The 25,048-nt window shown below is 75.3% G+C and carries 26 protein-coding genes; 12 read left to right on the plus strand and 14 right to left on the minus strand.

Annotation, left to right across the window (positions count from 1 at the left end):
- Positions 1-34: 34 nt before the first annotated feature.
- From ACIGW2_RS17505 to ACIGW2_RS17515, 3 genes are all read right to left on the minus strand, one after another.
- Complete coding sequence (locus ACIGW2_RS17505) at positions 35-1,039, minus strand: asparaginase (RefSeq protein ID WP_399844340.1); 1,005 nt, start codon at positions 1,037-1,039, stop codon at positions 35-37.
- Positions 1,040-1,201: 162 nt separating this feature from the next.
- Positions 1,202-1,507 carry a chorismate mutase gene (locus tag ACIGW2_RS17510; RefSeq protein ID WP_361588186.1) on the minus strand — a complete coding sequence of 102 codons (306 nt, stop codon included), beginning with the start codon at positions 1,505-1,507 and terminating at the stop codon, positions 1,202-1,204.
- 11 nt (positions 1,508-1,518) lie between these two features.
- Positions 1,519-2,406: a helix-turn-helix domain-containing protein gene (locus ACIGW2_RS17515; RefSeq protein ID WP_399844342.1), complete on the minus strand. Its 888-nt coding sequence runs from the start codon at positions 2,404-2,406 to the stop codon at positions 1,519-1,521.
- Between the two features lie 130 nt (positions 2,407-2,536).
- Here ACIGW2_RS17515 and ACIGW2_RS17520 point away from each other — a divergent pair, with 130 nt between their 5' ends.
- Positions 2,537-4,297, plus strand: coding sequence for a beta-galactosidase family protein (locus ACIGW2_RS17520; RefSeq protein WP_399844344.1), 1,761 nt, complete (start codon positions 2,537-2,539; stop codon positions 4,295-4,297).
- Positions 4,298-4,359: 62 nt separating this feature from the next.
- Here ACIGW2_RS17520 and ACIGW2_RS17525 read toward each other — a convergent pair whose 3' ends face one another.
- Positions 4,360-5,148, minus strand: coding sequence for a S1 family peptidase (locus tag ACIGW2_RS17525; RefSeq protein WP_391655194.1), 789 nt, complete (start codon positions 5,146-5,148; stop codon positions 4,360-4,362).
- Between the two features lie 188 nt (positions 5,149-5,336).
- Here ACIGW2_RS17525 and ACIGW2_RS17530 point away from each other — a divergent pair, with 188 nt between their 5' ends.
- Both ACIGW2_RS17530 and ACIGW2_RS17535 read left to right on the plus strand, forming a co-directional pair.
- On the plus strand, positions 5,337-6,173 hold the full coding sequence (locus ACIGW2_RS17530) for a hypothetical protein (protein WP_391655193.1): 837 nt from the start codon (positions 5,337-5,339) through the stop codon (positions 6,171-6,173).
- A 99-nt stretch (positions 6,174-6,272) separates the two neighbouring features.
- Entirely contained in the window at positions 6,273-7,757 is a 1,485-nt protein-coding gene (locus tag ACIGW2_RS17535; RefSeq protein WP_391655192.1) for an ankyrin repeat domain-containing protein, read from the plus strand.
- Between the two features lie 91 nt (positions 7,758-7,848).
- Here ACIGW2_RS17535 and ACIGW2_RS17540 read toward each other — a convergent pair whose 3' ends face one another.
- A complete protein-coding gene (locus tag ACIGW2_RS17540) occupies positions 7,849-9,240 on the minus strand; it encodes an MFS transporter (protein ID WP_399844347.1) in 1,392 nt (463 codons plus the stop codon).
- 125 nt (positions 9,241-9,365) lie between these two features.
- Here ACIGW2_RS17540 and ACIGW2_RS17545 point away from each other — a divergent pair, with 125 nt between their 5' ends.
- A complete protein-coding gene (locus ACIGW2_RS17545) occupies positions 9,366-9,872 on the plus strand; it encodes a MarR family winged helix-turn-helix transcriptional regulator (protein WP_391655190.1) in 507 nt (168 codons plus the stop codon).
- Positions 9,873-9,876: 4 nt separating this feature from the next.
- Here the strand turns inward: ACIGW2_RS17545 and ACIGW2_RS17550 are convergent, their stop codons facing one another.
- Positions 9,877-10,758, minus strand: coding sequence for an SDR family oxidoreductase (locus ACIGW2_RS17550; RefSeq protein WP_391655189.1), 882 nt, complete (start codon positions 10,756-10,758; stop codon positions 9,877-9,879).
- A 1-nt stretch (position 10,759) separates the two neighbouring features.
- Positions 10,760-11,524 carry an SDR family oxidoreductase gene (locus tag ACIGW2_RS17555; protein WP_399844349.1) on the minus strand — a complete coding sequence of 255 codons (765 nt, stop codon included), beginning with the start codon at positions 11,522-11,524 and terminating at the stop codon, positions 10,760-10,762.
- A 64-nt stretch (positions 11,525-11,588) separates the two neighbouring features.
- Here ACIGW2_RS17555 and ACIGW2_RS17560 point away from each other — a divergent pair, with 64 nt between their 5' ends.
- Genes ACIGW2_RS17560 through ACIGW2_RS17580 form a run of 5 tightly spaced genes read left to right on the plus strand, consistent with a single transcriptional unit; the run spans position 11,589 to position 15,865 of the window.
- On the plus strand, positions 11,589-12,338 hold the full coding sequence (locus ACIGW2_RS17560) for an enoyl-CoA hydratase family protein (RefSeq protein ID WP_391655187.1): 750 nt from the start codon (positions 11,589-11,591) through the stop codon (positions 12,336-12,338).
- On the plus strand, positions 12,335-13,192 hold the full coding sequence (locus tag ACIGW2_RS17565) for a CoA transferase subunit A (RefSeq protein WP_391655186.1): 858 nt from the start codon (positions 12,335-12,337) through the stop codon (positions 13,190-13,192). The genes ACIGW2_RS17560 and ACIGW2_RS17565 overlap by 4 nt, the downstream gene beginning before the upstream one ends.
- Positions 13,189-13,914 carry a CoA-transferase subunit beta gene (locus ACIGW2_RS17570; RefSeq protein ID WP_399844351.1) on the plus strand — a complete coding sequence of 242 codons (726 nt, stop codon included), beginning with the start codon at positions 13,189-13,191 and terminating at the stop codon, positions 13,912-13,914. The genes ACIGW2_RS17565 and ACIGW2_RS17570 overlap by 4 nt, the downstream gene beginning before the upstream one ends.
- Positions 13,911-14,957 carry an NAD(P)H-dependent flavin oxidoreductase gene (locus ACIGW2_RS17575; protein WP_399844353.1) on the plus strand — a complete coding sequence of 349 codons (1,047 nt, stop codon included), beginning with the start codon at positions 13,911-13,913 and terminating at the stop codon, positions 14,955-14,957. Before ACIGW2_RS17570 ends, ACIGW2_RS17575 begins: the two co-directional genes overlap by 4 nt.
- 11 nt (positions 14,958-14,968) lie before the next feature.
- Entirely contained in the window at positions 14,969-15,865 is an 897-nt protein-coding gene (locus tag ACIGW2_RS17580; protein WP_399844355.1) for a tyrosine-protein phosphatase, read from the plus strand.
- A 59-nt stretch (positions 15,866-15,924) separates the two neighbouring features.
- On the opposite strand, the gene ACIGW2_RS17585 is transcribed toward ACIGW2_RS17580, so the two are convergent.
- From ACIGW2_RS17585 to ACIGW2_RS17600, 4 genes are read right to left on the minus strand one after another with little or no spacing between them, the layout of a single operon-like run.
- Positions 15,925-17,082 carry an acetyl-CoA C-acetyltransferase gene (locus ACIGW2_RS17585; RefSeq protein WP_391655182.1) on the minus strand — a complete coding sequence of 386 codons (1,158 nt, stop codon included), beginning with the start codon at positions 17,080-17,082 and terminating at the stop codon, positions 15,925-15,927.
- A 20-nt stretch (positions 17,083-17,102) separates the two neighbouring features.
- Positions 17,103-17,720, minus strand: coding sequence for a TetR/AcrR family transcriptional regulator (locus ACIGW2_RS17590; protein ID WP_361588216.1), 618 nt, complete (start codon positions 17,718-17,720; stop codon positions 17,103-17,105).
- A 15-nt stretch (positions 17,721-17,735) separates the two neighbouring features.
- A complete protein-coding gene (locus ACIGW2_RS17595; RefSeq protein WP_399844357.1) occupies positions 17,736-18,521 on the minus strand; it encodes an SDR family oxidoreductase in 786 nt (261 codons plus the stop codon).
- Positions 18,518-19,675, minus strand: a complete 1,158-nt coding sequence (locus tag ACIGW2_RS17600) for an acyl-CoA dehydrogenase family protein (protein WP_391655180.1) — start codon at positions 19,673-19,675, stop codon at positions 18,518-18,520. The genes ACIGW2_RS17595 and ACIGW2_RS17600 overlap by 4 nt, the downstream gene beginning before the upstream one ends.
- A gap of 47 nt (positions 19,676-19,722) precedes the next feature.
- Here ACIGW2_RS17600 and ACIGW2_RS17605 point away from each other — a divergent pair, with 47 nt between their 5' ends.
- The 3 genes from ACIGW2_RS17605 to ACIGW2_RS17615 are packed head-to-tail and all read left to right on the plus strand — an operon-like array spanning position 19,723 to position 22,714.
- On the plus strand, positions 19,723-20,574 hold the full coding sequence (locus ACIGW2_RS17605; RefSeq protein WP_399844359.1) for an enoyl-CoA hydratase: 852 nt from the start codon (positions 19,723-19,725) through the stop codon (positions 20,572-20,574).
- Entirely contained in the window at positions 20,574-21,728 is a 1,155-nt protein-coding gene (locus ACIGW2_RS17610) for an acyl-CoA dehydrogenase family protein (RefSeq protein ID WP_391655178.1), read from the plus strand. Before ACIGW2_RS17605 ends, ACIGW2_RS17610 begins: the two co-directional genes overlap by 1 nt.
- Complete coding sequence (locus ACIGW2_RS17615) at positions 21,728-22,714, plus strand: acyl-CoA dehydrogenase family protein (RefSeq protein ID WP_399844361.1); 987 nt, start codon at positions 21,728-21,730, stop codon at positions 22,712-22,714. Before ACIGW2_RS17610 ends, ACIGW2_RS17615 begins: the two co-directional genes overlap by 1 nt.
- A gap of 490 nt (positions 22,715-23,204) precedes the next feature.
- On the opposite strand, the gene ACIGW2_RS17620 is transcribed toward ACIGW2_RS17615, so the two are convergent.
- The 3 genes from ACIGW2_RS17620 to ACIGW2_RS17630 all read right to left on the minus strand — a co-directional run bounded on the left by ACIGW2_RS17620 (position 23,205) and on the right by ACIGW2_RS17630 (position 25,011).
- Positions 23,205-23,729, minus strand: coding sequence for a pyridoxamine 5'-phosphate oxidase family protein (locus tag ACIGW2_RS17620; RefSeq protein ID WP_391655176.1), 525 nt, complete (start codon positions 23,727-23,729; stop codon positions 23,205-23,207).
- Between the two features lie 67 nt (positions 23,730-23,796).
- Complete coding sequence (locus ACIGW2_RS17625; protein WP_361588227.1) at positions 23,797-24,171, minus strand: VOC family protein; 375 nt, start codon at positions 24,169-24,171, stop codon at positions 23,797-23,799.
- A gap of 120 nt (positions 24,172-24,291) precedes the next feature.
- The gene (locus ACIGW2_RS17630; protein WP_391655175.1) at positions 24,292-25,011 is read right to left on the minus strand and encodes a VWA domain-containing protein; all 720 of its coding nucleotides are present in this window, start codon (positions 25,009-25,011) and stop codon (positions 24,292-24,294) included.
- Between the last annotated feature and the right edge of the window lie 37 nt (positions 25,012-25,048).

Consider the following 25,048-nt stretch of genomic DNA (forward strand, 5'->3'; position numbering starts at 1 on the left):
GGGGTGCGGGGCGCGCGGGTACGGGGGCGGGCGCTCAGGCGAGGCCGGCGCCGTCGAGGTGGGCGAAGGCGGCGGAGATGCGGGGGCGGTCGTAGCCGGCCGGGCCCTTGGCGCCGCTGGAGAGCAGGGCGTGCAGCAGCAGCCGGGCCTTGATGGGGCTGAGCGGTCCGGCCGGGATCAGGCCGCGGTGCAGCAGGTCGGTCTCGGAGCCGGGGCCGCGGTAGGTGTGGGAGAGGGTCGCGCCGGCGCCGGTGCGGGAGGCGAGGACGACCGGGATGCGGGCGGCGAGCGCGGCGAGCGGCTCGACGAGCCGGGCGGGGGCGTGTCCGGCGCCGAAGGCGGCGACGACGAGGCCGTCGTGCCGCTCGGGGTGCTCGGCGACGGCGTCCAGGAGTTCGCCGCGGTCGCCGAGGGAGAGGGTCAGCAGGGTCACCCGGACGGCCGGGTCGAGGCGCAGCGGGCAGGCCCGGGCGGGCACGGCGGGGCGGAGCAGGATCCGCGGCTCGCCCTCGACGACGGCGCCGAGGGGCCCGGCGCCCGGCGAGACGAAGGTGGCGACGGAGGTGGCGTGGCCCTTGTGGGCGAAGCGGGCGGCGTGGATCTCGTCGGCGAGGACGACGAGCACGCCGAGTCCTCGGCAGCCGGGGTCGGCGGCGACGGCGAGGGCGGCGGCCAGGTTGGCGGGGCCGTCGGCGCCGGGCAGGTCGGGGCGGCGCATGGCGCCGGTGAGGACGATCGGTTCCTCGGTGGTGCACAGCAGGTCGAGCAGGAAGGCGGTCTCCTCCAGGGTGTCGGTGCCCTGGACGACGACCACGCCGGAGCCGGCGGCGACGGCCGCGGCGACCTCGTCGGCGAGGGCGGCGAGGTCCTCGAAGGAGAGGGAGGAGCTGGGGACCCGGCGGAAGTCGCGCAGTTCCACGTCCACGCCCGGGGGCAGGACGCCGAGGCCGGCGAGCACCTCGTCGCCGCTCATCCGGGCGGCGTCGCCGCCCCGCGCGGAGATCGTGCCGCCCAGGGTGAATACGGTGACGCGGCTCATCGGTTCCCACTCCTCGGCGTGCGCTGACGGGCGTCGGCCGGCGGTGCCGGCACGGGGTCCTCGGGGCTGACGGTACCCGGGCGGGGGCCGCCGGGCGGAGATTCCCGGCCGGCGGTCGCGGGGCGGCGGCCCGGGCCCCGAAGGGCCGGGGGCCCGGCGCGCTCAGCGGGACTCGTCGGCGATCGTCTCGTGGTGGCGGATGACCTCCGCGATGATGAAGTTCAGCAGCTTCTCCGCGAACGCCGGGTCCAGCTTGGCGCTCTCGGCGAGTTCCCGCAGCCGGGCGATCTGCCGGGCCTCGCGGGCCGGGTCGGCGGGCGGGAGCTGGTGCTGCGCCTTGAGGACACCGACCTGCTGGGTGCACTTGAAGCGCTCGGCGAGCATGTGGACCACCGCCGCGTCGATGTTGTCGATGCTCTCGCGCAGCCGGGTCAGCTCGGCCCGTACGGACTCGTCGATCTCGCTCATGAGCAGGGACCCTATCCGGATCCGGTGAGGAGGGTGGGCGGGTGTTCGGGATCCGGAACGGTGGTGGACCAGCCGCCGTGGACGTTCCTCCCCTGCTGCTCGCGGAAGCGGATGGGGGCGGTGCCGACCCGGCGGGTGAAGAGGCGGGAGAAGTAGGCGGGGTCGTCGTAGCCGACCCGGCGGGCGACGGCGGCGACCGGCAGGTCGGTGGCGGCGAGGAGCTCCTTGGCGCGGCCGAGGCGCACGGTGAGCAGGTAGTCCTTGGGGCTGCAGCCGGCGGCGCGGCGGACGGCGGTGCGCAGCTCGGCGGGGGTCATGCCGTGCCGGGCGGCGTGCTCGGCGACCGAGAGGCGGGTGAAGGCGTCGCGGGCGAGGGCGGCGAGGACGGGGGCGCCGTCGGCGTTGGTGTCGGCGCGGGCGCGGCGCAGCGCGACGAGGAGTTCGTGGACGGCGGCGGCGGTCTCGACCTCCAGGAGGGGGTTGCCGGGGCGGGCGGCGCGGGCGATGCGGCCGATGGCGGCGCGGGCGGGGGCGGCGTCGGTGAGGGGGACGACGGGGCGTTCGGGTTCGATGTAGCCGAGTTCGGTGTAGGTGGCGGTGGCGGGTCCGGTGAAGTCGACGAAGGACTCGTCCCAGCCGGTGCCGGGGTCGGCGGCGTAGTGGTGCGGCACGCCGGGGGTGAGCCAGATCAGGGCGGGCGCGGTGACGGTGGTGCGGCGCCCGTCGGGGCCGCGGTACCAGCCGCCGCCGGAGCTGACGAGGACGGCGACGTGGTGGTCGAGGGTGCGCGGGCCGACGGTGGGCAGGGCGCCGTGCTGGAGGCCGACGCCGAGGCAGACCAGGCCGAGCCGGTGGTGGGCGGGGCTGGGCGTGAAGTAGCGCATCCAGGTGTGGTACACGGCGCGACCGCCTCCCTGACCTCGTATGAAGCCCCTCGGCCGGCCGTGCGCGGGACGGCGTCCGAAGGTCCAAACCGCCACGATCTTTGTCCATGGACCGGTCCGCCGCCAGAGGGCGAGGGTGAGGCCCATGAGCGAGTTCAGCCAGTTCGTGGTCGGTGACGAGGACTTTCTGCTCGACGGGCGGCCGGTGCGGCTGCTGTCGGGCGCGCTGCACTACTTCCGGGTGCACGAGGAGCAGTGGGAGCACCGGCTCGGGATGCTGGCCGCGATGGGCCTCAACTGTGTCGAGACCTATGTGCCGTGGAACCGGTACGAGCCGGAGCCGGGCCGCTGCGGGGACGTGGCGGAGCTGGGCCGGTTCCTGGACGCGGTGGCGCGGGCCGGGCTGTGGGCGGTCGTGCGCCCCGGCCCGTACATCTGCGCCGAGTGGGAGAACGGCGGGCTTCCGCACTGGCTGACGGGTCCGCTGGGTCGGCGGGTGCGGACCCGGGACCCGGAGTTCCTGGCGCCGGTGGAGCGCTGGTTCCGGCGGCTGCTGCCGCAGGTGGTGGCGCGGCAGGTGGACCGGGGCGGGCCGGTGCTGATGGTGCAGGTGGAGAACGAGTACGGGAGTTACGGGAGTGACGCCCGCTATCTGGAGTGGCTGGCGGAGCTGTTGCGGGAGTGCGGGGTGTCGGTGCCGCTGTTCACCTCGGACGGCCCGGAGGACCACATGCTGACGGGCGGTTCGGTGCCGGGGGTGCTGGCGACGGCGAACTTCGGCTCGGGGGCCCGGGAGGCCTTCGCGACGCTGCGCCGGCACCGGCCGACGGGGCCGCTGATGTGCATGGAGTTCTGGTGCGGCTGGTTCGACCACTGGGGCACGGAGCACGCGGTGCGGGACGCGGCGGACGCGGCGGCGGCGCTGCGGGAGGTCCTGGAGTGCGGGGCCTCGGTCAACGTCTACATGGCGCACGGCGGCTCGAACTTCGGCGGCTGGGCGGGGGCGAACCGGTCCGGGGAGCTGCACGACGGGCGGCTGCTGCCGACGGTGACCTCGTACGACTACGACGCGCCGGTCGACGAGTGGGGCCGGCCGACGGAGAAGTTCCACCGTTTCCGCGAGGTGCTGGCCGCGTACGCGGAGGGGCCGCTGCCCGAGGTGCCGGAGCCGCCGGCGCGGCTGGCGGCCCCGGTGCGGGCGGAGCTCGCGGAGCGGGCGTCGCTCGACGCGGTGCTGGGCGCGCTGGGCGGCGCGGAGACGGAGTGGGGGGCGCCGCCGTCCTTCGAGGAGCTGGGCGTGGACCGGGGCCTGGTGCGCTACCGCTTCTGCGTGCCGGGTCCCCGGCAGCCGTATCCGCTCGGGGTGACGGGGTTGCGGGACCGGGCCCGGGTGTGGGTGGACGGGGTCTTCGCCGGGGTGCTCACGGAGGAGGACGCGGTGCTGCCGGCGCCGGTGGCGGGTCCGGCCGTGGTGGACGTGTGGGTGGAGTCGCTGGGCCGGGTGAACTACGGGCCGCGGCTCGCCGAGCCGAAGGGGATCACCGGCGGGCTGCTGCACGAGCGCCAGTACGTGCACGGGGTGCGGGCCCGGGGGCTGCGGCTGGACGCGTTCACGGCGGAGGCGGTGGGCCGGGTGCCGTTCGGGGAGGCGGGCGGGCGGGGGGACGGGCGGGGGCTGTACCGGGCGTGGGTGGAGGTCGCGGGCGCGGGTGACGCGTCCCTCCGTCTGCCGGGCGGGACCCGCGGCTTCGTCTGGGTGAACGGCTTCTGCCTGGGCCGCTACTGGCCGGCGGCGGGGCCCCAGGAGGCCCTGTTCGTGCCGGGCCCGGTGCTGCGGGAGGGCGCGAACGAGGTGTGGGTGCTGGAGCTGGAGGGCTGCGCGGGCGGGGCGGTGGAGCTGTCCTGAGCGCGGGGATGCCCGGGGCCGCGAACGGCTCCGGGCATCCCGTACGTGCGCGAAGGGTGGGGCTACAGGGTGGCCGCGGCGGACTTGATCGCGGCGGCGAAGGTGGAGACCTCGGTGTAGACGCCGGGGTAGCCGGGCCGGGCGCAGCCCTCGCCCCAGCTCACGATGCCGACCTGGACCCAGGCGTTGGTGTTGTCCTTGCGGAACATCGGGCCGCCGGAGTCGCCCTGGCAGGTGTCGACGCCGCCCTCGTTGTAGCCGGCGCAGATCTCCTCGCCGGGCACGAGCGAGCCGCCGTACGCGGACTGGCAGTCGGCGTCGGAGACGAAGGGGACGGTCGCCTTGCGCAGGTAGCGCTGCTGCGATCCGCCCTCGCGGGTGGCGCCCCAGCCGGCCACGGTGAAGGTGCCGTTGTTGTAGGCGGTGGTCTCGGCGATCTTCAGGTTGGGGAGGCTGGTGATGGGCGAGGCGAGCTTGATGAGGGCCCAGTCCTTGCCCTGCCCGTTGTAGCCGGGGGCCTGGTAGACCTTGGTCGAGCGGACCTTGATGGCGCTGGAGGACTGCAGGTCGACCACGCCGGCGGTGGCGGTGATGCTGGTGTTGGTGCCGGAGCCGGAGACGCAGTGTGCGGCGGTGAGGACGACCTGAGGGGTGATCAGGGAGCCGCCGCAGCCCATGGAGAGCCTGACCATCCAGGGGAACTCGCCCTGGGCGGCGCGGGTGCCGCCGACGACCGGGGCGGGCGCGGCGGAGGCGGTGCTGGTGGGCTGGAGGCTGACGGCGGCGAGGACGACGGCACCGGTGGCCGCGAGCTTCTGCAGCGCGCGGACCAGTCTGTTCTTCTTCTGCATGCGACTGCCTTCTTTCGTGGGGGGTTCGATCTTGATGGCATGAGCCCGTCAAGATGTCGTCCGGATTATGGACAGCGGCCAACAGGCGTCACAAGAAGGCCTTTTCGGCCAGAGGGGCGGGCACGCCGGGGCGGGCGGGGGGCGGCGGAGCCCGCCGCCCGTACCCTGGACGCAGGGGGTGATCCGGGATGCCGCACAGGGACGAATCCTCCCCCGTGGTGCACGGCTTCCCGCACCTCGACACGGTCCGCTCCGCCATCACGGCGCTCTACCGGCGGCTCTCCCCGGACGGCGTGCGGCGCTACGACCTGAGCGTCCCGGCCTCCGACGTGCTGTTCGACCCCACCGACGGGGTCCATCTGGGTGCCCAGCGGGTGGCCCGCGCCCTGGTCCGCCATCTGGGGCTGCCCGAGGCGCGGATCGTGGTGAGCTTCCGGGCCATGGAGCACGCGGCGAGCGTGGAGCTGGGCGCGGGCCCGGAGTACTTCGTGGAGCTCAACGAGCGCTTCGCGCGGCCCGCGCACCAGCGGGACGTCGGGGCCGCGCTGGCCCACGAGATCACCCATGTGCTGCTGCACCGGCTCGGTCTGGAGCGCCCGACGGTCGCCGGCAACGAGATCCTCACGGACGTCGTCACCAGCTACCTCGGGGCGGGCTGGCTGCTCCTGGACGCCTTCCGGCAGGACGGGATGTCCCGCCAGAAGCTGGGCTATCTGACGCCGGAGGAGTTCGGGTACGTGCTCGCCAAGCGGGCCGAGGCCTTCGGCGAGGACCCCTCCCCGTGGTTCACCAGCGCGGTGGCCTACGAGGCGTGGCTACGGGGCCGGGCCGAGGCCGCGCGGGACTGGCGCAGGCCGCCGCTCGCGGGCGCGGGATGGGCGGCCCGGCGGCGGGCCCGGGCGGCCGGCGGGGAGGGCGCCGTGTTCCCCTGCCCGGTGTGCGGGCAGCGGCTGCGGGTGACGGGGACGCGGCGGGTGAAGGCGCGGTGCGGGGTGTGCGGGACGGTCCTGGACTGCGCGCCGTAGGGCCCGTCCGGACCCGGCGGGGTGCTCCGGGGCGCGGTGGCCCGTGTCCGCCCCGTATTCGTTTGCGCCGTTCGGGGGTTACGGGCGAGGGTCGGGCGCATGAGCACGTTGTTCGACTCGCTGGGTGACGGGGACGACGCGGTGGTCCGGGCGCTGCGCGCGGGCGCCGATCCGGACGCCCGGGACGCCGACGGGGAGACCCCGCTGTACCGGGCGGCCGTCTCCAACCAGCCCGGCGCCGTCCGGCTGCTGCTCGCCGCCGGGGCCGACCCCGGTCGGGCGAGCGGCCCCGACGAGGGGGACCTGCCGCTGTGCGGGGCGGCGTGCGGCGGGCACACCGAGGTCGTGCGGGCGCTGCTCGCGGCGGGCGCGGAGCCGGACCAGGAGGAGGAGTTCGGCTTCACCGCGCTGGCCTGGGCGGTGCGGCTCGGGCACACGGAGACGGCCCGGGCGCTGCTCGGGGCCGGCGCGGACCCGGACCGGCCGGGGCCCGACGGGCTCGCTCCGCTGACCGCCGCCGCCCGGCGCGGCTCGCCCTCGCTCGTCCGGGCCCTGCTCGCACACGGCGCGGGCGGCCTGCGGGCGGCGCTCGACGAGGCCCGGCGGTGGATCGGCGTCGACATGGCGGCCGTGCTGCGGCGCGGCCTGGTGGAGAGCGGCGGCGCCGGCGAGACGTACGAGGCGGTGGTGCGACGGGTGCCGGAGGACGGCGGCGTCACGGTGGTGGTCGAGCTACTGCGGGCGGACGGTGCGCCGAGCCGCGGCGACGAGCGGCAGACCGGGCACGCGGCGATCGCCACGCTCCTGGAGGGCGCGCTGGGCGAACCGGCGGCGCCGGAGGTGCTGGCGGAGCGGGCGCTGCGCTGCGGCGACCCGGCCGGGGAGGACTGGACGACGGCGGTGGACGCGCTGGCCGCCGGCGCGGACGGGACGGCCGAGACGGTCTTCGTGGCCGCCACGGCGTGGTGCGCGGGGCCGGACCCGCTGCGCCGGGCGCTGGGCGCGCGGGTCCTGGCGGCGCTCCCGGGCCACGCGGCGGGCGCGGTGCCGGTGCTGCGCCGGCTCGCGGCGGAGGCGGCCGGGGCGGGGGACGCCCGGGAGCCGGCGGCCTCGGTGGCGGCGGCGCTCGGACGGTGCGGGGACGGCGCCGCCGTGCCCGAACTCCTCGGCCTGGCCGGGCACCCGGACCCGGAGGTGCGGCGGGAGGTGGCGGCGGCCCTCGCGGGCATCGTGCCGCCGGGGCACGCCGAGGCGGTGCGGCGGATCACCGCGCTGAGCCGCGACCCCGATCCGCGGGTCCGTGACTGGGCCACCCTGGCGCTCGCCGAACTCCCCGACGACACCCCGGCCGTGCGGGAGGCCCTCGCCGCCCGGCTGGCCGACCCGGACCCGGAGACCGCCGCCGAGGCCGCCCGCGGTCTGGCCCTGCGCCAGGACCCGCGCGCCGTCGACGCCCTGGCCCGGCTCCTCGCCGACTCCGATCCGGAGGGCCCGGCCCGCGAAACGGCCCTCGCGGCCCTCCCCCACCTGGCGGACCCGCGCGTCCGCACCCGCCTGGAGTGGACGACGCCCCGCTGCCGCTAGCCGTCCCGTCCGGCAGGTTCCGCCCCGCGCCGGCGTGCCGGCGCCCCCGGGCCGGGTGGGCTCGGGGGCGGGGTGCGCGGGGGCGCGGGCGTCAGGCGGCGACGGCGTGGCGCGGGAGGCGGAGCGTCAGCAGGGCGGTGAGCAGGGAGACGACGACCACCCACGGCATCGCGTCGGCGAGGGACAGGTCGGTGAAGTAGAGGGTGCCGATCGCGGCCGCGCCCAGGGCGCCGCCGAACTGCTGGGCCGTGGAGAAGACTCCGGACGCGCCGCCCGCGAGGGTGGCGGGCACGGCGGACAGGACGATGTCGACGAGGGGGACGACCAACAGTCCGAGGCCGGCGCCGGCGACGAGGAGGCCGGGGACCATGGGCCAGGCGCCGGTGTGGACGGGGGCGGCCGCGTGGGACATGGCGTACCAGGTCCAGCCGTAGCCGGCGGCCATCAGCAGGGCGCCGGCCGCGAGCACCCACCGCCCGGCCTTGACGGCGAGCGGCACCGCGACCGGGGCGGTGAGGAAGCCGCCGGCAGAGAAGGCGACGAGGAGGACGCCGGCCTGCATCGGGGTGTACCCCTGGCCGCCCTGCAGCCAGATCGCGAAGACCAGGAAGAAGCCCTGCATGCCGACGGAGAAGAGGAGTTGGACGGCGAGGCCGTACGAGAACGCCGCCACCCGGAAGGCGCGGCCCGGCAGCACGGACCCGCGGGCCCCGAGCGCGGCCACCGTCAGGACGCCGCAGGCGAGCAGCAGCCAGCACCACAGCGGCCAGCCGTTGCCGCGGCCCTGGACGAGCGGGAGGACGATCGCGACGAGTCCGGCCGCGAGGACGACGCTGCCGAGGACGGGCGGGCGGGCCGCGACCCGCTCGCGGGTGGCGGGGACGAGGACGACGGCGGCGGCGAGCGCGAGCACGGCGACGGGGACGTTGACGAGGAAGACCGCGCGCCAGCCGAGACCGAAGAGGTCGGCGTCGGTGAGGACGCCGCCGAGCAGCAGTCCGATCGCGGAGGCGAAGCCGGCCACGGCCCCGTAGACGCCGAAGACCTTGCCGCGTTCCTTCCCCTGGAAGAGGCTGTGGAAGGAGCCGAGCACCTGGGGCATCAGGACGGCCGCGGCCACGCCCTGCACGGCGCGCGCCGTGACGAGCTGGCCGGGGGTCTGGGCGAGGCCGCAGGCGAGGCTGGCGAGGCCGAAGCCGGCGGTGCCGACGAGGAAGAGCGCCTTGCGGCCGTGGCGGTCGCCGAGTCGGCCGGCGACGATCAGGGTGGCGGCGAAGCCCAGCAGGTAGGCGGAGACCGTCCACTGCAGCACGCTCGCGGAGGCGCCGAGGTCGCGGCCGATGGACGGCAGGGCGACGTTGACGATGGTGGTGTCGACCAGGTCCATCAGGGCGGCGGCCGTCATCACGAGGGCGGCGGCCCAGCGGCGCGGGTGGGGCGGCTCGGTGGCGTGGTCGGGCGGGGCGGAGGTGAGGGCGGTCATGGCGGGCTCCTCGGCGGGACGGGCGGATTTATTTCGTTCGGCCGAACGAAATAGTTCCACGGCCACCTCCGCGCCCGCAAGTCTTTCGTTCGGCCGAACGAAATAAATCTTGCTAGGCTGCGCCCATGAGCAGCGCGCAGAGGGACGCCGGAACCGCAACCGACGACAGCGACACGCGGCCGAGCCGCGCCGAGATCGTCTCGGCCCTCGACACGGCGGGGCGCGACAGCAGCGCGGCCTCGGTCGCCTTCCACTCCGCCGTGGCGGCCCGGTACGACCTCGGGGCGAGCGAGACCAAGACGCTCGACCTGCTCGAACGGCACGGCGCGCTCACCGCGAAGGAGCTGGCCGAGCATTCCGGCCTGGCCCCCGCCTCGGTCACCGGGCTGGTCGACCGACTGGAGCGCAAGGGCTTCGTCCGCAGGGTGAAGCACCCGACGGACAAGCGCCGGGTGCTGGTCGAGGCGCGCCCGGCGAAACTCGCGGAGTTCGCGCCCCTGATGGCCGACTGGGCCCGTGAAGTGCACGAGCTCTACGAGGAGTTCACCGACGAGGAGCTGCTGGTCGTGCTGCGCTTCCTGACTGGCGCCTCGGCGCGGCAGCGCGAGGCCACCCGCCGGCTCACCCGGTAGCGCCTCACTCGCCGGCGCCGTACACCGGTTGCGGCGGCTCCGCCTCGGCGAGCAGCTTCAGGGCGGTCTCGCCCGCCTCGGCCGGGGTCCGGCGGGCGCCCTTGTCGGCGGTGGGGCCGGGGCGCCAGCCCTCCATGACGGTGAGCCGGCCGCCCTCGGCCTCGAAGACGCGGCCGGTGACCCCGGCGGAGGCGGGCGAGCCGAGCCAGACGACGAGCGGGGAGACGTCCTCGGGGAGGGCCTCGAGGCCGCCGAAGGTCCGCTCGGTCATGCGGGTGCGGGCGGCCGGGGCGACGGCGTTGACCTGGACGCCGTACCGGCCCAGTTCGGCGGCGGCGACGAGGGTGAGGCCGACGACGCCGGCCTTGGCGGCGGCGTAGTTGCCCTGGCCGACGCTGCCGAGGAGGCCCGCGCCGGAGGTGGTGTTGACGACCCGGGCGGTCACGTCCCGGCCGGCCTTGGACTCGGCCCGCCAGTACGCCGCCGCGTGCCGCAGCGGCAGGAAGTGGCCCTTCAGGTGCACCCGCAGCACCGCGTCGAAGTCGTCCTCGCCGAGGTTGACGAGCATCCGGTCGCGCAGGAAGCCGGCGTTGTTCACGAGGGCGTCGAGCCGTCCGTAGGCGTCGAGCGCGGTGCGCACGAGGGAGCCGGCGCCCTCCTCGGTGGCGACGTCGCCGCCGTGCGCGACGGCCTCGCCGCCGGCCGCGCGGATCTCCTCGACCACCCGGGCGGCGGGGCTGCCGGCGTCCGGCCGCCCGTCCAGGCCGACGCCGAGGTCGTTGACGACCACCCGGGCGCCCTCGGCGGCGAAGGCGAGCGCGTGGGCCCGGCCGAGCCCGCGTCCGGCGCCGGTCACGACGACGACCCGTCCGTCGCTGATGCCCATGTCAGTCCTCCTTGTTGACGGTTGCGGCGTCCAGGAAGGCGGGGCGTTCCCCGCCGCCGTGGACCAGGAGCGAGGCGCCGGAGACGTATCCGGCCCGGTCGGAGGCGAGGAAGACCGCGGCCTCGCCGATCTCGGACGGCTCGGCGAGCCGGCCGAGCGGGACGGTGCGGCCGACGGCCGCGAGGCCGTCCGCGTCGCCGTAGTGCAGGTGGGAGAGTTCGGTGCGGACCATGCCGGGGACCAGCGTGTTGACCCGTACCTCGGGGGCCCATTCGACGGCCATCGAGCGGGCCAGGTTCTCCAGGCCGGCCTTGGCGGCGCCGTAGGCGGCGGTGCCGGGCGAGGGGCGGGTGCCGCTGACGCTGCCGATCATCACGACCGAGCCGCGCGCGGCCCGCAGCTGCTCGTAGGCGGCGAGGGAGGCGGTGAGCGGGGCGGTGAGGTTGAGCGCGAGGACCCGGGCGTGCCGCTCCGGCTCCCCTTCCCCGAGCAGCCGGTAGGGCGTCCCGCCCGCGTTGTTGACCAGCACGTCCAGCCGCCCGTGGTCGCGCGCCACCCGCGCGAAGAACTCCCGTACGGCCGCCCCGTCGCGCAGGTCGAGCGGCCGGAAGCCGGCCGCGCGGCCGGCCGCACGGACCGGTTCGTCCGGTGGTCTGCGGGCGCAGACGACGACCTCGGCCCCGGCCCGCAGAAAGGCCCGGGCGATGCCCGCGCCGACCCCGCGGGTTCCGCCCGTGACGACGGCGACCCTCCCGTCCAGCTCCATCGGCTGCTACCTTCCTCCCAGCGTCACCTAACAAACGTTTGGTGGAAAGGTAGCTGATCCGTTCATGGGTGTCTCCACCGCACGCCCGGACCAGGGCATCGCGCTCGTCACCGTCGACTTCCCACCGGTCAACGCCCTTCCGGCACACGGCTGGTACGAGCTGGCCGACGCCGTCCGCGCCGCCGGGCGCGCCCCCGACGTCCGCTGCGTCGTGCTCGCCGCCGAGGGCCGCGGCTTCAACGCGGGCGTCGACATCAAGGAGCTCCAGCGCGATCCCGGCCACGGCTCGCTCCTCGCGGTCAACCGGGGCTGCGCGGAGGCCTTCGCGGCGGTCTACGACTGCGAGGTGCCGGTGGTCGCGGCGGTCGGCGGCTACTGCCTCGGCGGCGGCATCGGCCTGGTCGGCAACGCCGACGCGATCGTCGCCGCCGAGGACGCCGTCTTCGGCCTGCCCGAGCTGGACCGGGGCGCGCTCGGCGCCGCCACCCATCTCGCCCGGCTCGTCCCCCCGCACCTGATGCGCGCCCTCTACTACACCTCGCGCACCGCCACCGCCGCCGAGCTGCACGCCCACGGCTCGGTGTGGCGGGTGGTCCCGCGCGCCGGGCTGCGGGCCGCCGCCCTGGAACTGGCGGCCGAGATCGCGGCCAAGGACGGCACGCTCCTGCGGCTCGCCAAGGCCGCCATCAACGGCATCGACCCCGTGGACGTGCGCCGCGGCTACCGCTTCGAGCAGGGCTTCACCTTCGAGGCCGCCCTCAGCGGGGTCGCCGACCGGGTCCGCGACACCTTCGGGAAGGAGCCCCGGCCATGACCGACAAGACCATGACCCCCGAGGACGTGGTGGGACGGCTGCGCTCCGGGATGACGATCGGGATCGGCGGCTGGGGGTCGCGGCGCAAGCCGATGGCCCTGGTCAGAGCGCTGCTCCGGTCCGAGGTCAGCGATCTCACGGTGGTCTCCTACGGCGGCCCCGACGTCGGCCTGCTGGCCGCCGCCGGCCGGATCCGCCGCCTCGTCGCGCCCTTCGCGACCCTCGACTCCATCCCCCTCGAACCGCACTTCCGGGCCGCCCGCGAGCGCGGCGCCCTCGCGCTCACCGAGCTGGACGAGGCCATGTTCATGTGGGGCCTGCACGCCGCCGCCAACCGGCTGCCGTTCCTGCCGGTCCGGGCCGGCCTCGGCTCCGACGTCATGCGGGTCAACCCCGAGCTGCGCACGGTCGTCTCCCCGTACGAGGACGGCGAGGAGTTCGTCGCCGTGCCCGCGCTGCGGATGGACGCCGCCCTGGTGCACGTCAACCGCGCCGACCGGCTCGGCAACGGGCAGTACCTGGGCCCCGACCCGTACTTCGACGACCTGTTCTGCGAGGCCGCCGACACCGCGTACCTCTCCTGCGAGCGGCTGGTCGACTCCTTCCCGGCGGACACCGTCCCGCAGACCCTGCTGGTCTCCCGGCACTCCGTCACCGGCGTCGTCGAGACCCCGAACGGGGCGCACTTCACCTCCTGCGTCCCCGACCACGAGCGCGACGAGCCCTTCCAGAAGCTCTACGCGACCACCCCCTGGCCCGAGTTCGCCGCGCGCTTCCTGGCCGGCAAGAGCGAGGAGGACTACCAGGCCGCCGTGCGGGCCTGGCACGACGAGCGGACGGAGGAGCAGCCGTGAGCAACGACCCGATCACCCGCGCCGAGTACTGCGTGATCGCCTGTGCCGAGGCCTGGCGGGGCGACGGCGAGGTGCTGGCCAGCCCGATGGGCCTGATCCCCGGCATCGGCGCCCGGCTCGCGAGGCGCACCTTCTCCCCCGACCTGCTGCTCACCGACGGCGAGGCGCTGCTGGTCGGCCCCGACGGGCGGCCCGAGGGCTGGCTGCCGTACCGCCGGCACCTGACGATGGTCACCGGCGGCAAGCGGCACGTGATGATGGGCGCGAGCCAGATCGACCGCCACGGCAACCAGAACATCTCCTGCGTCGGCGACTGGGAGCGGCCGGCCCGGCAGTTGCTCGGAGTGCGCGGCGCACCCGTCAACACCCTGAACAACCCGGTGAGTTACTGGATCCCCCGGCACTCGCCGCGGGTCTTCGTGGAGCGCGTCGACATGATCTGCGGGGTGGGCTACGACCACGCCGTCGGCCCCTACCACCGGCTGCCCCGGGTGGTCACCGACCTCGCCGTGCTCGACTTCGCGACCCCCGACCAGCGGATGCGGCTCGCCTCCGTGCACCCGGGCGTCACCGTCGACGAGGTACGGGCCGCGACCGGCTTCGAGCTCGCGGTCGACGGCGACGTGCCGCTCACCCGCGAGCCGACCGCCGAGGAGCTGCGGCTGATCCGCGAGGTCCTGGACCCGGCCGGACTGCGCGAGCGCGAGGTCCCGGCCCGATGAGGACCGCGCTCACCGAGCTCGTCGGCGTCGAGCACCCGATCGTGCAGACCGGGATGGGCTGGGTGGCCGGCCCCCGGCTGGTCTCGGCCACCGCGAACGCGGGCGCGCTCGGCATCCTCGCCTCCGCCACCATGACCGTGCCCGAACTGCACGCGGCCGTGCGGGAGGTGAGGTCCCGCACCGACCGGCCCTTCGGGGTGAACCTGCGGGCCGACGCCGCCGACGCCCGCGAACGGGTCCGGATCGTCGTCGAGGAGGGCGTCCGGGTCGCCTCCTTCGCCCTCGCGCCCTCCCGCGAGCTGATCGCCGAGCTGAAGGACGCCGGGGTGGTCGTCATCCCGTCCGTCGGGGCCCGCCGGCACGCCGAGAAGGTGGCCGCCTGGGGCGCGGACGCCGTGCTCGTGCAGGGCGGCGAGGGCGGCGGGCACACCGGCGAGGTCGCGACCACCGTGCTGCTTCCGCAGGTGGTGGACGCGGTCGGCATCCCGGTGATCGCGGCCGGCGGCTTCCACGACGGGCGCGGTCTGGTCGCCGCCCTCTCCTACGGCGCGGCCGGCATCGCCATGGGCACCCGCTTCCTGCTCACCTCCGACTCGCCCGTGCCGGACGCCGTCAAGGCGAGGTACCTGGCGGCCGGCGTCAAGGACGTCACCGTCACCACGGCCGTCGACGGGCTGCCGCACCGGATGCTGCGCACCGAGATGGTGGCCGCCCTGGAGGGGGCGGGCCGGGTCCGGGGCCTGGCGGAGGCGGTGCGCCGGGCCGCGGGCTTCCGCCGGATCAGCGGCCTGTCCTGGGCCGCGATGATCCGCGACGGCCTGGCGATGCGCCACGGCAAGGACCTGTCCTGGAGCCAGGTCCTGCTCGCCGCCAACACCCCGATGCTCCTGAGGGCTTCCCTGGTCGAGGGCCGCACCGACCTCGGCGTCATGGCCTCCGGACAGGTCGCGGGGGTGATCGAGGACCTGCCCAGCTGCGAGGAACTCGTGACCCGCGTCATGGCCGAGGCCGCGCACGTGCTCCGTACCCTTCCATCCTCGTGAGGGAGTCAGCCATGTCTCTGTCGAGACGCGCACTGCTGAGCACCGCCGGCGCCACCGCGCTCCTCGCGGTCACCGCCCCGCCCGGCCTGGCCCGGCCCCGGGTCCGCACGCTGGGCGACGTCCGCCGGGTCCCGCTCCAGGGCGCGGTCAACGTCCGCGACCTCGGCGGCTACGGCACCTACGACGGCGCGCGGGTCCGCCACGGCCTCGTCTACCGCGGCGACCACCTGGCCAGGCTGACCGACGCCGACGTGGCGGTGCTGGGCGGCCTCGGGCTCGCCCGGGTGGTCGACTTCCGGATCACGCTGGAGGTGCGCTACGACGGGACGGACCGGCTGCCGGCCGGGGTGGCCGCGCTGTCCCGGCCGGTCACCGACAACGGGCTGTACGGGCAGCTGCTCGCCGCGATCGGCTCGCGCGACCCGGTCCGGCAGGAGGAGATGCTCGGCGGCGGCCGGGCCGCGGCCTTCATGACGGAGGTGTACCGCACCTTCGTCACCGGCGCCGACAACCGCGCCGGCTTCGGGGCGACGCTGCGCGAGCTGGCCGCCCCCGGCGCGGGCCCGCAGCTCTTCCACTGCACCTCGGGGAAGGACCGCACCGGGTGGGCGAGTTGGCTGCTGCTGGTGCTCGTGGGCGTCCCCGAGTCCCTCGCCACCGACGACTACCTGGCGTCCAACACCTACCGCGCCGCCTACGACGCCCGCGTCCGGGAGGGCCTGAGGCAGTCCGGGTACATGGAGAACCCTGATCTGATCATTCCGCTCCAGGAGGTCCGCCGGGAGTACCTGGACGCGGCGCTCGCCGAGGTCCGCTCCCGCTACGGCGGCCTCTACGCCTATGTGACCGACGGCCTGGGCCTGGACCTGCGGACCCTGGCCGCCCTCCGGAACCGTCTGGTGGGCTGACCGCCCCGGGGCCTGTCCGACCCCGATCCGCCGGACAGGCCCTCCAGGCGCTACAGGCGCTACAGGCGCTCGATGATGGTCACGTTCGCCTGTCCCCCGCCCTCGCACATCGTCTGCAGCCCGAACCGGCCGCCCGTGCGCTCCAGTTCGTGCAGCAGGGTGGTCATCAGGCGCACGCCGGTCGCGCCGAGGGGGTGGCCGAGCGCGATGGCGCCGCCGTTGACGTTGACGCGGTCCGGGTCGGCCCCGGTCTCCTTGAGCCAGGCGAGGACGACCGGGGCGAAGGCCTCGTTGATCTCGACCAGGTCGATGTCGTCGAGGGTCATGCCGGTCTTCTTCAGGGCGTGGGCGGTGGCCGGTATCGGCGCGGACAGCATGCGGATGGGGTCCTCGCCGCGCACCGAGAGGTGGTGGATCCGGGCCCGGGGCGTGAGGCCGTGCTCGCGCACCGCCCGCTCGCTCGCGAGCAGCATCGCGGCGGCGCCGTCGGAGACCTGGGAGGAGCAGGCGGCGGTGATGGTGCCGCCCTCGACGACCGGCGGGAGGGCCGCCATCTTCTCCAGGCCGGTGTCGCGGCGCGGGCCCTCGTCGACGGTCACGTTCCCGTAGGGGACGGTCTCCCGCACGAAGCGGCCCTCGTCGAGGGCGCGCAGCGCCCGCCGGTGCGAGCGGAGGGCGAACTCCTCCTGGTCGCGGCGGGTGATCCCCCACTTGGCGGCGATCAGCTCGGCGCCGTGGAACTGGTTGACCGGCGCGTCCCCGTAGCGGGCCCGCCAGCCCTCCGAGCCGGCGTAGGGGCCCTCGGTGAGGCCGAGGGGTTCGGCGGCCTGCCGGGAGGCGAAGGCGATGGGGACCATCGTCATGTTCTGGGTGCCGCCGGCGACGACCAGGTCCTGGGTGCCGGAGAGCACGCCCTGGGCGGCGAAGTGGACGGCCTGCTGGGAGGAGCCGCACTGGCGGTCGACGGTGACGCCGGGGACCTCCTCGGGCAGCCCGGCGGCGAGCCAGCAGGTGCGGGCGATGTCGCCGGCCTGCGGCCCGACGGTGTCGAGGCAGCCGAAGACCACGTCCTCGACGGCGGCCGGGTCGATGCCGGTGCGCCCGACGAGCGCCTTGAGGACGTGGGCGCCGAGGTCCGCCGGGTGGACGGCGCCGAGCCCGCCCCTGCGGCGGCCCACCGGGGTGCGGACCGCGTCGACGATGTAGGCCTCGGCCATGGCTGCTCCTCTGGAGGGGTCTAGGGGGTTCGTACGGCGATCCCGTCGAGCACCATCGACAGGTACTGGCGGGCGATCTCGTCCGGGCTGTGCTGTCCGCCCGGGCGGTACCAGCTCGCGGCGACCCAGACGGTGTCGCGCACGAAGCGGTAGGTGAGGCGGACGTCGAGGTCGGCGCGGAAGACGCCGGTCTCGACGCCGCGCTCCAGGGTGCCGAGCCAGGCCTTCTCGAACTTGACCTGGGAGTCGGCGAGGTAGTGGAAGCGGGGCTGGTCGGCGAGGTGCCTGGCCTCCTTCTGGTAGATGGCGACGGCGGGGCGGTGCCGGTCGATCTCCCGGAAGGACTCGGTGACCAGGGCCTCGATGGTCTCCCTGGGGCCGAGCCCGGCGGCGAGCACGGCGTCGTACCCGTCCCACAGCTCGTTCAGGAAGGTGGAGAGGATCTCGTCGAGCATCGATTCCTTGGAATCGAAGTGGTAGTAGAGGCTGCCGGCGAGCATGCCGGCGGCGTCGGCGATCTTGCGGACGGTGGTGGCGTTGTAGCCCTGGGCGGCGAAGACCTCGGCGGCGGTGCGGAGCAGTTCGGCGCGTCGCTCGGGCGTGGCGGTCACCTGGGTCTTCTTCTTCGTGGTCGGCACACGTCCATTGTTGTCCTACGCGTGCTGGCTGCTGACGGAGACCGTCTCCCCGGTCATGTACGAGGAGTAGTCGCAGGCCAGGAAGACGATCACGTTGGCGACCTCCCAGGGCTGCGCGTACCGCCCGAAGGCCTCGCGGGCGGTCAGTTCCTCCAGGAGTGCGGTGGAGGTGACCTTGGCCAGGTGGGGGTGCATGGCGAGGGAGGGGGCGACGGCGTTGACCCGGACCCCGTAGGCGGCGGCCTCGACGGCGGCGCAGCGGGTGAGGGCCATGACGCCGGCCTTGGCGGCGGCGTAGTGGGCCTGGCCGGCCTGGGCGCGCCAGCCGATCACGGAGGCGTTGTTGACGACGACGCCGCCGCGGCCGGTGTCGCGGAAGTGGCGCAGGGCGGAGCGGGTGCAGCGCATGGTGCCGTTCAGGGTGACGTCGAGGACCCGGTCCCACTGCTCGTCGGTCATGTCGACGAGGGCGGCGGTGCCGCCGAGGCCGGCGTTGTTGACGAGGATGTCGAGGCCGCCGTGGAGGCGTACGGCGGTGTCGTGGAGGGCCCGGACCTGGGTCTCGTCGGTGACGTCGCAGGCCTGGGCGGCGACCCGGCCGGCGCCGAACTCGGCGGCGAGGGCGGTCTCGGTCTCCTTGAGGCGGCGGGCGTGCGCGTCGCTGACGAGCACGCGGGCGCCCTCCTCCAGGAGGCGGCGGGCGGTGGCGCCGCCGATGCCGGCGCCGGCAGCGGCGGTGACGACGGCGGTGCGGCCGGCGAGCAGGCCGTGTCCGGGGACGTACGGGGGCGGGGCGCTCATGCGCGCGGCTCCTTCGGGAGGCCGAGCACCCGCTCGGCGAGGACGGTGCGCTGGATCTCGCTGGATCCGGCGTAGATGGTGTCGGCCCGGGAGAAGAGGAACAGGCGCTGCCACTCGTCGAGTTCGTAGGGCTCGCCGGCGGCGAGGGTGGCGGCGGCGCCGCGCACGTCCATGGCGAGTTCGCCGAGGTCGCGGTGCCAGTGCGACCAGGAGAGCTTGGCCATCGAGGGTTCGGCGCCGGTACGGGCGTGGGCCCGCAGGGCGCGCAGTCCGGCCCAGGCGCGCACCAGCCGGTCGCGGATCAGCGGGTCGGCGGCGGCGCCGTTGGCGCGGGCGAGGGCGACGAGGGCCTCGAACTCGCGGCGGAAGCCGACCTGCTGGCCGAGGGTGGAGACGCCGCGCTCGTAACCGAGGGTGGCCATGGCGATCCGCCAGCCGTCGCCGGGGGCGCCGACCACGTGCGCGGCGGCCGTGCGGGCGCCGTCGAAGAACACCTCGTTGAACTCGCTGGTGCCGGTGAGCTGCGTGATCGGCCGGATGTCGACGCCGGGCTGGTCGAGCGGGACGAGCAGATAGGAGAGCCCGGTGTGCGGGCGGGCGCCGGGGGCGCGGGGTTCGGTGCGGGCGAGGACGAAGCACCACTGGGCGGCGTGGGCGAGCGAGGTCCAGGTCTTCTGGCCGTGCACGACCCACTCGTCGCCGTCGCGGACGGCGCGGGTGCGGACGGCGGCGAGGTCGGAGCCGGCCCCGGGCTCGCTGTAGCCCTGGCACCAGAGTTCCTCCACGGCCCGGATCGGGGGCAGGAAGCGGGCCTTCTGCTCCTCGGTGCCGTGGGCGATGAGGGTGGGGCCGAGGAGCTGTTCGCCGATGTGGTTGACCCGGGCGGGGGCGTCGGCGAGGGCGTACTCCTCGTGGAAGGCGATCTGCTGCTCGATGCTCGCGCCGCGTCCGCCGTACTGCTCCGGCCAGCCGACGCAGGTCCAGCCGTGGGCGGCCATGTGCCGTTCCCAGGCGAGCCGTTCGGCGAAGGCCTCGTGCTCGCGACCGGGGCCGCCGAGTCCCTTCAACGCGGCGAACTCGCCCGCGAGGCGGTCTTTCAGCCAGTCGCGTATCTCGGTGCGGAACTCCTCGACGCTGCTCGTGGCGCTGCTCATGACAGGCACGGTAACCTACCAAACACTTGTTAGGGAAGGATGAGCCCGTGTCTGACGATCCCGTCCTGTACGAGCGGCGCGGCCCGGTCGCCCACGTGACGATGAACCGCCCCCGCTACCGCAACGCCCAGAACTCGGCCATGACCTACGCCCTCGACACCGCCTTCTACCGGGCCGCCGAGGACCCGGAGGTGAAGGTCGTGGTGCTCGCCGGCGCCGGCGAGCACTTCTCCGCGGGCCATGACATCGGCACCCCGGAGCGCGACGCGCACCTGCCCTTCCAGCGGCGGGCCGGGCTGTGGTGGGACCACTCGGAGCGGCCCGGCGCCGAGTCGCGCTTCGCCCGCGAGTCCGAGGTCTACCTGGGCATGTGCCGGCGCTGGCGGGAGCTGCCGAAGCCGGTGATCGCCTCGGTGCAGGGGGCCTGCGTCGCGGGCGGCCTGATGCTCGCCTGGATCTGCGACCTGATCGTGGCCAGCGAGGACGCCTTCTTCGCGGACCCGGTGGTACGGATGGGGATCCCGGGCGTCGAGTACTTCGCGCACCCCTGGGTCCTGCCGCCGCGGATCGCCAAGGAGCTCCTCTACACCGGCGACCGGATGCCGGCCGGGCGGGCGTACGACCTGGGCATGGTCAACCGGGTGGTGCCGCGGCACGAACTCGGCCCCGCCACCGAGGCGCTGGCGCTGCGGATCGCCGGGATGCCGCAGTTCGGCCTGGCGCTGACCAAGCGGGCGGTCAACCAGGCCGAGGACCTCCAGGGCCTGCACACCGGCCTCGACTCGGTCTTCGGCCTGCACCACCTCGCCCACGCGCACAACGCCGACACGGCCGCCGACCCGCTCGGCGGGATGGACGTCACGGGCATGAAGGAAGCCGCGAAGCGGGCGGTGCGCTGATGGACCTGACCCCCGACGCGGGCACCGAGGCGTTCCGGGCGGAGGCCCGCGCCTGGCTGCGCGCCCATGTGCCGGCCGCGCCGCTGCCCTCCCTGGAGACCGCCGAGGGCTTCGCCGCCCACCGCGCCTGGGAGGCCGAACTCGCCGCCGGCGGCTGGTCGGTGGTCTCCTGGCCCGAGCGGTTCGGCGGCCGGGACGCCGGCATCTTCCGCTGGCTGGCCTTCGAGGAGGAGTACTGGGCGGCCGGCGCGCCCGGCCGGGTCTCGCAGAACGGCATCAGCCTGCTCGCCCCCACCCTCTTCGAGCACGCCACCGAGGAGCAGCGGGCCCGGGTGCTGCCGGCCATGGCGACCGGCGAGACGATCTGGGCGCAGGCCTGGTCCGAGCCCGAGGCAGGCTCCGACCTGGCCGCGCTGACCTCGCGGGCGGTGCGCACGGACGGCGGCTGGCTGCTGTCCGGGCAGAAGACCTGGTCCTCCCGGGCCGCGTTCGCCGACCGGGCCTTCGGGATCTTCCGCACCGACCCGGCGCCGGCCGCCGAGGGCCGGCCGCACCGCGGGCTCACGTACCTGATGTTCGACCTGCGCGCGCCCGGCGTGACCGTGCGGCCGATCGGGCGGCTCGACGGCAGGCCCGCCTTCGCCGAACTGTTCCTGGACGAGGTCTTCGTACCGGACGAGGACGTCGTCGGCGAGCCCGGCGAGGGCTGGCGGATCGCCATGTCCACCACCGGCAACGAGCGCGGGCTCACCCTGCGCTCCCCCGGCCGCTTCCTGGCCGCCGCCGACCGTCTCGTACGCCTGTGGGAGAAGCGGGCGGATCCGCGGGACACGGCGCTGCGCGACCGGGTCGCGGACGCGGTGATCGGGGCGCGGGCCTACCAGCTGTTCACGGCCGCGGGCGCCTCGCGGTTCGCGGCCGGCGAGCGGATCGGCGCCGAGTCCAGCCTCAACAAGCTGTTCTGGTCGACGTACGACATCGCCCTGCACGAGACCGCGCTCGACCTGCTCGGCGCGGACGCCGAACTGGCGGACACCGACTGGGCCGAGGGGCACGTCTTCGCGCTCGCCGGACCGATCTACGCCGGCACCAACGAGATCCAGCGCGACATCGTCGCCGAGCGGCTGCTCGGCCTCCCGAAGGGCCGCCGCTGATGCGCTTCCTGCCGACCGACGAACAGCGCGCCTTCGCGCGCTCCCTGGACGCGATGCTGACCGCCACCGGCACCCCGGCGGCGGTCCGGGCCCGGGCCGCGGGCGACGACGGCCCGGCCCGGGCGCTGTGGACCCGGCTGGGCGGGGCGGGCGTGTTCGCGCTCGCCGTGCCCGAGGCGTACGAGGGGGTGGGGCCGCTGCCGGTGGAACTCGCCCACGCCTTCGTCGAGCTCGGCCGGCACGCCGTGCCCGGGCCGCTGGTGGAGACGGTCGCGGCGGGCGCGCTGCTCGCGGAGCTCGCCGCCCGGGGCGAGAGCGGCCCGGCCAAGCGCTTCCTGCCCGGCATCGCGGAGGGCACGACGCCGGCGACGCTCGCGATGGCCGAGGTCTCGCCCTACGCCCTGGACCCGGACCTCGCCGGTGTGCTGTTCGCCGTCGAGGGCGAGGAGCTGCGGCTCGCGCCCGGTCACGGCGAGCCGCGGGCGTCCGCCGACCCGGCGCGCCGGCTCGCCCGGCCCGCGCCGGGCGGCGAGCCGCTGGCGGCGGGCCCGGCCGTGGTCGCCGCCGCGCGCACGGCCCGGCGGTGGGCGCTGCTCGCGACGGCGGCCCAGTCGCTGGGGGTGGGCCTTGCCCTGCTCGACCGCTCGGTGGCGTACGCGCGGCAGCGCACCCAGTTCGGCCGGCCGATCGGCTCCTTCCAGGCGGTCAAGCACCGGCTCGCGGACACCCTGCTCGCCCTGGAGTTCGCCCGCCCGCTCGTCTTCGGAGCGGCGCTCTCGTCGGCGAGCGGTGATCTGGCGGCGGCGAAGGTCGCGGCCGGCGAGGCCGCCCACACGGCGGCCTCGACCGCCCTCCAGGTCCACGGCGCCGTCGGCTACACCGAGGAACTCGACCTCTCCCTCTGGCTGCGCAAGGCCCGCCCGCTCCGCGACGCCTGGGGCACCCCGTCCTGGTGCCGCGGCCAGGTGCTCGCGGAGCGCGGCTAGGTCGTTCCTTTCGGATCAGGCCGGATCGAGGGGCACCTCCCGTGCCCGAAGGGCTACGGGGGGGGAGCGGCGTCCGGTGCACGTGGCCTCCCCGGGCCCGCCAGGGCCGAGGGCCGGGGCCTCGCCGAGGGCCGGGGCCTCCCCAGGCCCGCCAGGACCCAGGGCCGAGGCCCCCAGACCCGCCAGGACCCAGGGCCGAGGCCTCCCCCGGGCCCGCCAGAACCCAGGGCCGAGGCCTCCCCCGGGCCCGCCAGAACCCAGGGCCGGGGCCTCCCCCGGGCCCGCCAGGACCCAGGGCCGAGGCCCCCAGGCCCGCCAGGACCCGGGGGCAAGATCGCAAGGCGGAGGTGGGGGTACCTCCCCGGCCGCCGGGCGGACCGAGGGGCGGAAGCGATGCGGTGGGGGACTCCCCCAGGCTCCGCCGGGGGCACCCCCATCCAGGCGAAGCTCTGGGGGGAGTCGAGAGCCGGCAAGATCCGGAAGAGACGGCCTAGGCCGGGTCCTCGCGGGGCGGGGAGGCGTCGTTGCCGCGGCGGAGGGTGCGCGGCGGGCGGCCCGGCCACCAGGTGCGGAAGAGGATCTCCTCGCCCTCGACGAAGGTGCGCACCACCTCCGTGAGCTCGACCCGGAAGAGGTGGAACGGCTGCGGCGCGCCGGCCTCCCGCCCGTACCGTTCCAGTCGCGCGGGGTCGGTGATCTCGACCGCGCGGCCGGAGATCCGGACGTCGCCGCCGCCCATGGAGGTGCCCTCGCCGGGGTTGGCGAGCAGCGCGAGGCGCGGGTCGCGGCGCACGTCCCGGGCCTTGAGCGAGTTCGGCATCATGCCCAGGTAGAGCTCGCCGTCGCGGAAGTCGGCCTCGATGCCGCTGAGCCGCGGCGAGCCGTCCTTGCGGAGGGTGGCGAGGGCGTGGTGGGTGTACTGCCCGAAGCGCTCGCGGACCGTCGCGGCGAACTCGGGTTCGGCGGCCTCGAAGGCCGCCCAGCTGCTGGGGGTTGTGGTTCCGGTGTCTCCCATGGCTCCAGGAGACACCGGAATCCCGACACCTTCCGTCCGGATTACTCCACCGGTCCGGCCGCCGGGATCACTCGCCCCGCTCGGCCTTCGAGCGCTCGACGCAGAACTCGTTGCCCTCCGGGTCGGCGAGCACGACCCAGCCGGTGCCGTCGGGGCGCCGCTGGTCGTCCACGAGGGTGGCGCCGAGCGCGAGGACCCGCTCGACCTCCTCGTCGCGGGTGCGGTCCTGCGGCTGGAGGTCGAGGTGGACCCGGTTCTTCACGGTCTTCTTCTCGGGGACCCGGATGAAGAGCAGGCCGGCGCCCGGCGTCTCCAGGAGGGCCTCGGGGTCGCCGGGCTTGTCGTCCTCGGAGAGCGTGGCGTCGAGCACCCCGGCCCAGAAGGACGCGAGGGCGTAGGCGTCGGAACAGTCGATGGTGACGTGGCGCACGAGTGAACTCATGCGGCCACTATCGCCCGCACGCCCGCTCCAGACCAGTGGATTCCGGCCCGTCAGGCCCCGTCGGCCCCCCGTCGTACCTTCCTCGTGCCTCCGTCGGGCCCCTCCCGTCGGGACCGCGCTTCAGGACCGGACGATCCCCTGGGCGCGGGCGGCGGCGAGCCAGGCGGGGAAGCCGGCGACCAGCCGGTCGTACAGCTCCTCGTCGGGGACCCGGCGCGGGTCCCGGCCGGCGTGGAAGAAGCCGGCGTTGTCCACCACCCGCTTCCCGGGGACCGCGAGGTCGTCGAGCCTGCGCAGGAAGTCGAACTGGCGGCTGTCCGGGTCGCCGAAGCCGACGAACTGCCAGAACAGCGGCAGCCGGGCCGCCTTGCAGACGTACCGCTCGGCGGCGGGCCTGCTGATCGGACCGCCGTCGGTCTGGAAGACGACGAGCGCGGGCGCGTCCGTGCCGCTGTCCAGGTAGTGGTCGATGACCGCGTCCATGGCCAGGTGGTAGCTGGTCTTCCCCATGTGCCCGAGCCCGGCGACGATCCGTTCGATCCGGCCCTCGTGGGCGTCGAGGGCGATCTCGGTCTCGGCGTCGATGTCGGTGGAGAAGAAGACCACGGGGATCCGCCCGTCGTCGTCGAGCTGCGCGGACAGGCCGAGCACCCGGTCGGCGAGGGCCTGCACGGAGCCGTCGGCGTAGTACGGCTTCATGGAGCCGGAGTAGTCGACGACGAGATGAACGGCGACCCGCTGCCCGTCGATCCCGTGTCTGCGGAGCGACTCGCCCGCCTTCTTGTAGAGGCTGACCAGCGCGGGAGCGCTTTCCTCGACCTTGCGCAGACTCAGGGCCACGGGCGGCCCCCCTCCCTCATCGCGTACCGGCTGCCGA

This window comes from Streptomyces sp. NPDC053541 (assembly GCF_044544705.1).
Lineage (GTDB): Bacteria > Actinomycetota > Actinomycetes > Streptomycetales > Streptomycetaceae > Streptomyces.

Excerpts from the sequence above, each read along its gene's own strand:
- ACIGW2_RS17505 (WP_399844340.1), bottom strand. The coding sequence starts at position 1,039 with ATGAGCCGCGTCACCGTATTCACCCTGGGCGGCACGATCTCCGCGCGG.
- ACIGW2_RS17510 (WP_361588186.1), bottom strand. The coding sequence starts at position 1,507 with ATGAGCGAGATCGACGAGTCCGTACGGGCCGAGCTGACCCGGCTGCGC.
- ACIGW2_RS17520 (WP_399844344.1), top strand. The coding sequence starts at position 2,537 with ATGAGCGAGTTCAGCCAGTTCGTGGTCGGTGACGAGGACTTTCTGCTC.
- ACIGW2_RS17525 (WP_391655194.1), bottom strand. The coding sequence starts at position 5,148 with ATGCAGAAGAAGAACAGACTGGTCCGCGCGCTGCAGAAGCTCGCGGCC.
- ACIGW2_RS17530 (WP_391655193.1), top strand. The coding sequence starts at position 5,337 with ATGCCGCACAGGGACGAATCCTCCCCCGTGGTGCACGGCTTCCCGCAC.
- ACIGW2_RS17535 (WP_391655192.1), top strand. The coding sequence starts at position 6,273 with ATGAGCACGTTGTTCGACTCGCTGGGTGACGGGGACGACGCGGTGGTC.
- ACIGW2_RS17540 (WP_399844347.1), bottom strand. The coding sequence starts at position 9,240 with ATGACCGCCCTCACCTCCGCCCCGCCCGACCACGCCACCGAGCCGCCC.
- ACIGW2_RS17545 (WP_391655190.1), top strand. The coding sequence starts at position 9,366 with ATGAGCAGCGCGCAGAGGGACGCCGGAACCGCAACCGACGACAGCGAC.
- ACIGW2_RS17550 (WP_391655189.1), bottom strand. The coding sequence starts at position 10,758 with ATGGGCATCAGCGACGGACGGGTCGTCGTCGTGACCGGCGCCGGACGC.
- ACIGW2_RS17555 (WP_399844349.1), bottom strand. The coding sequence starts at position 11,524 with ATGGAGCTGGACGGGAGGGTCGCCGTCGTCACGGGCGGAACCCGCGGG.
- ACIGW2_RS17560 (WP_391655187.1), top strand. The coding sequence starts at position 11,589 with ATGGGTGTCTCCACCGCACGCCCGGACCAGGGCATCGCGCTCGTCACC.
- ACIGW2_RS17565 (WP_391655186.1), top strand. The coding sequence starts at position 12,335 with ATGACCGACAAGACCATGACCCCCGAGGACGTGGTGGGACGGCTGCGC.
- ACIGW2_RS17575 (WP_399844353.1), top strand. The coding sequence starts at position 13,911 with ATGAGGACCGCGCTCACCGAGCTCGTCGGCGTCGAGCACCCGATCGTG.
- ACIGW2_RS17580 (WP_399844355.1), top strand. The coding sequence starts at position 14,969 with ATGTCTCTGTCGAGACGCGCACTGCTGAGCACCGCCGGCGCCACCGCG.
- ACIGW2_RS17585 (WP_391655182.1), bottom strand. The coding sequence starts at position 17,082 with ATGGCCGAGGCCTACATCGTCGACGCGGTCCGCACCCCGGTGGGCCGC.
- ACIGW2_RS17595 (WP_399844357.1), bottom strand. The coding sequence starts at position 18,521 with ATGAGCGCCCCGCCCCCGTACGTCCCCGGACACGGCCTGCTCGCCGGC.
- ACIGW2_RS17600 (WP_391655180.1), bottom strand. The coding sequence starts at position 19,675 with ATGAGCAGCGCCACGAGCAGCGTCGAGGAGTTCCGCACCGAGATACGC.
- ACIGW2_RS17610 (WP_391655178.1), top strand. The coding sequence starts at position 20,574 with ATGGACCTGACCCCCGACGCGGGCACCGAGGCGTTCCGGGCGGAGGCC.
- ACIGW2_RS17615 (WP_399844361.1), top strand. The coding sequence starts at position 21,728 with ATGCGCTTCCTGCCGACCGACGAACAGCGCGCCTTCGCGCGCTCCCTG.
- ACIGW2_RS17620 (WP_391655176.1), bottom strand. The coding sequence starts at position 23,729 with ATGGGAGACACCGGAACCACAACCCCCAGCAGCTGGGCGGCCTTCGAG.
- ACIGW2_RS17625 (WP_361588227.1), bottom strand. The coding sequence starts at position 24,171 with ATGAGTTCACTCGTGCGCCACGTCACCATCGACTGTTCCGACGCCTAC.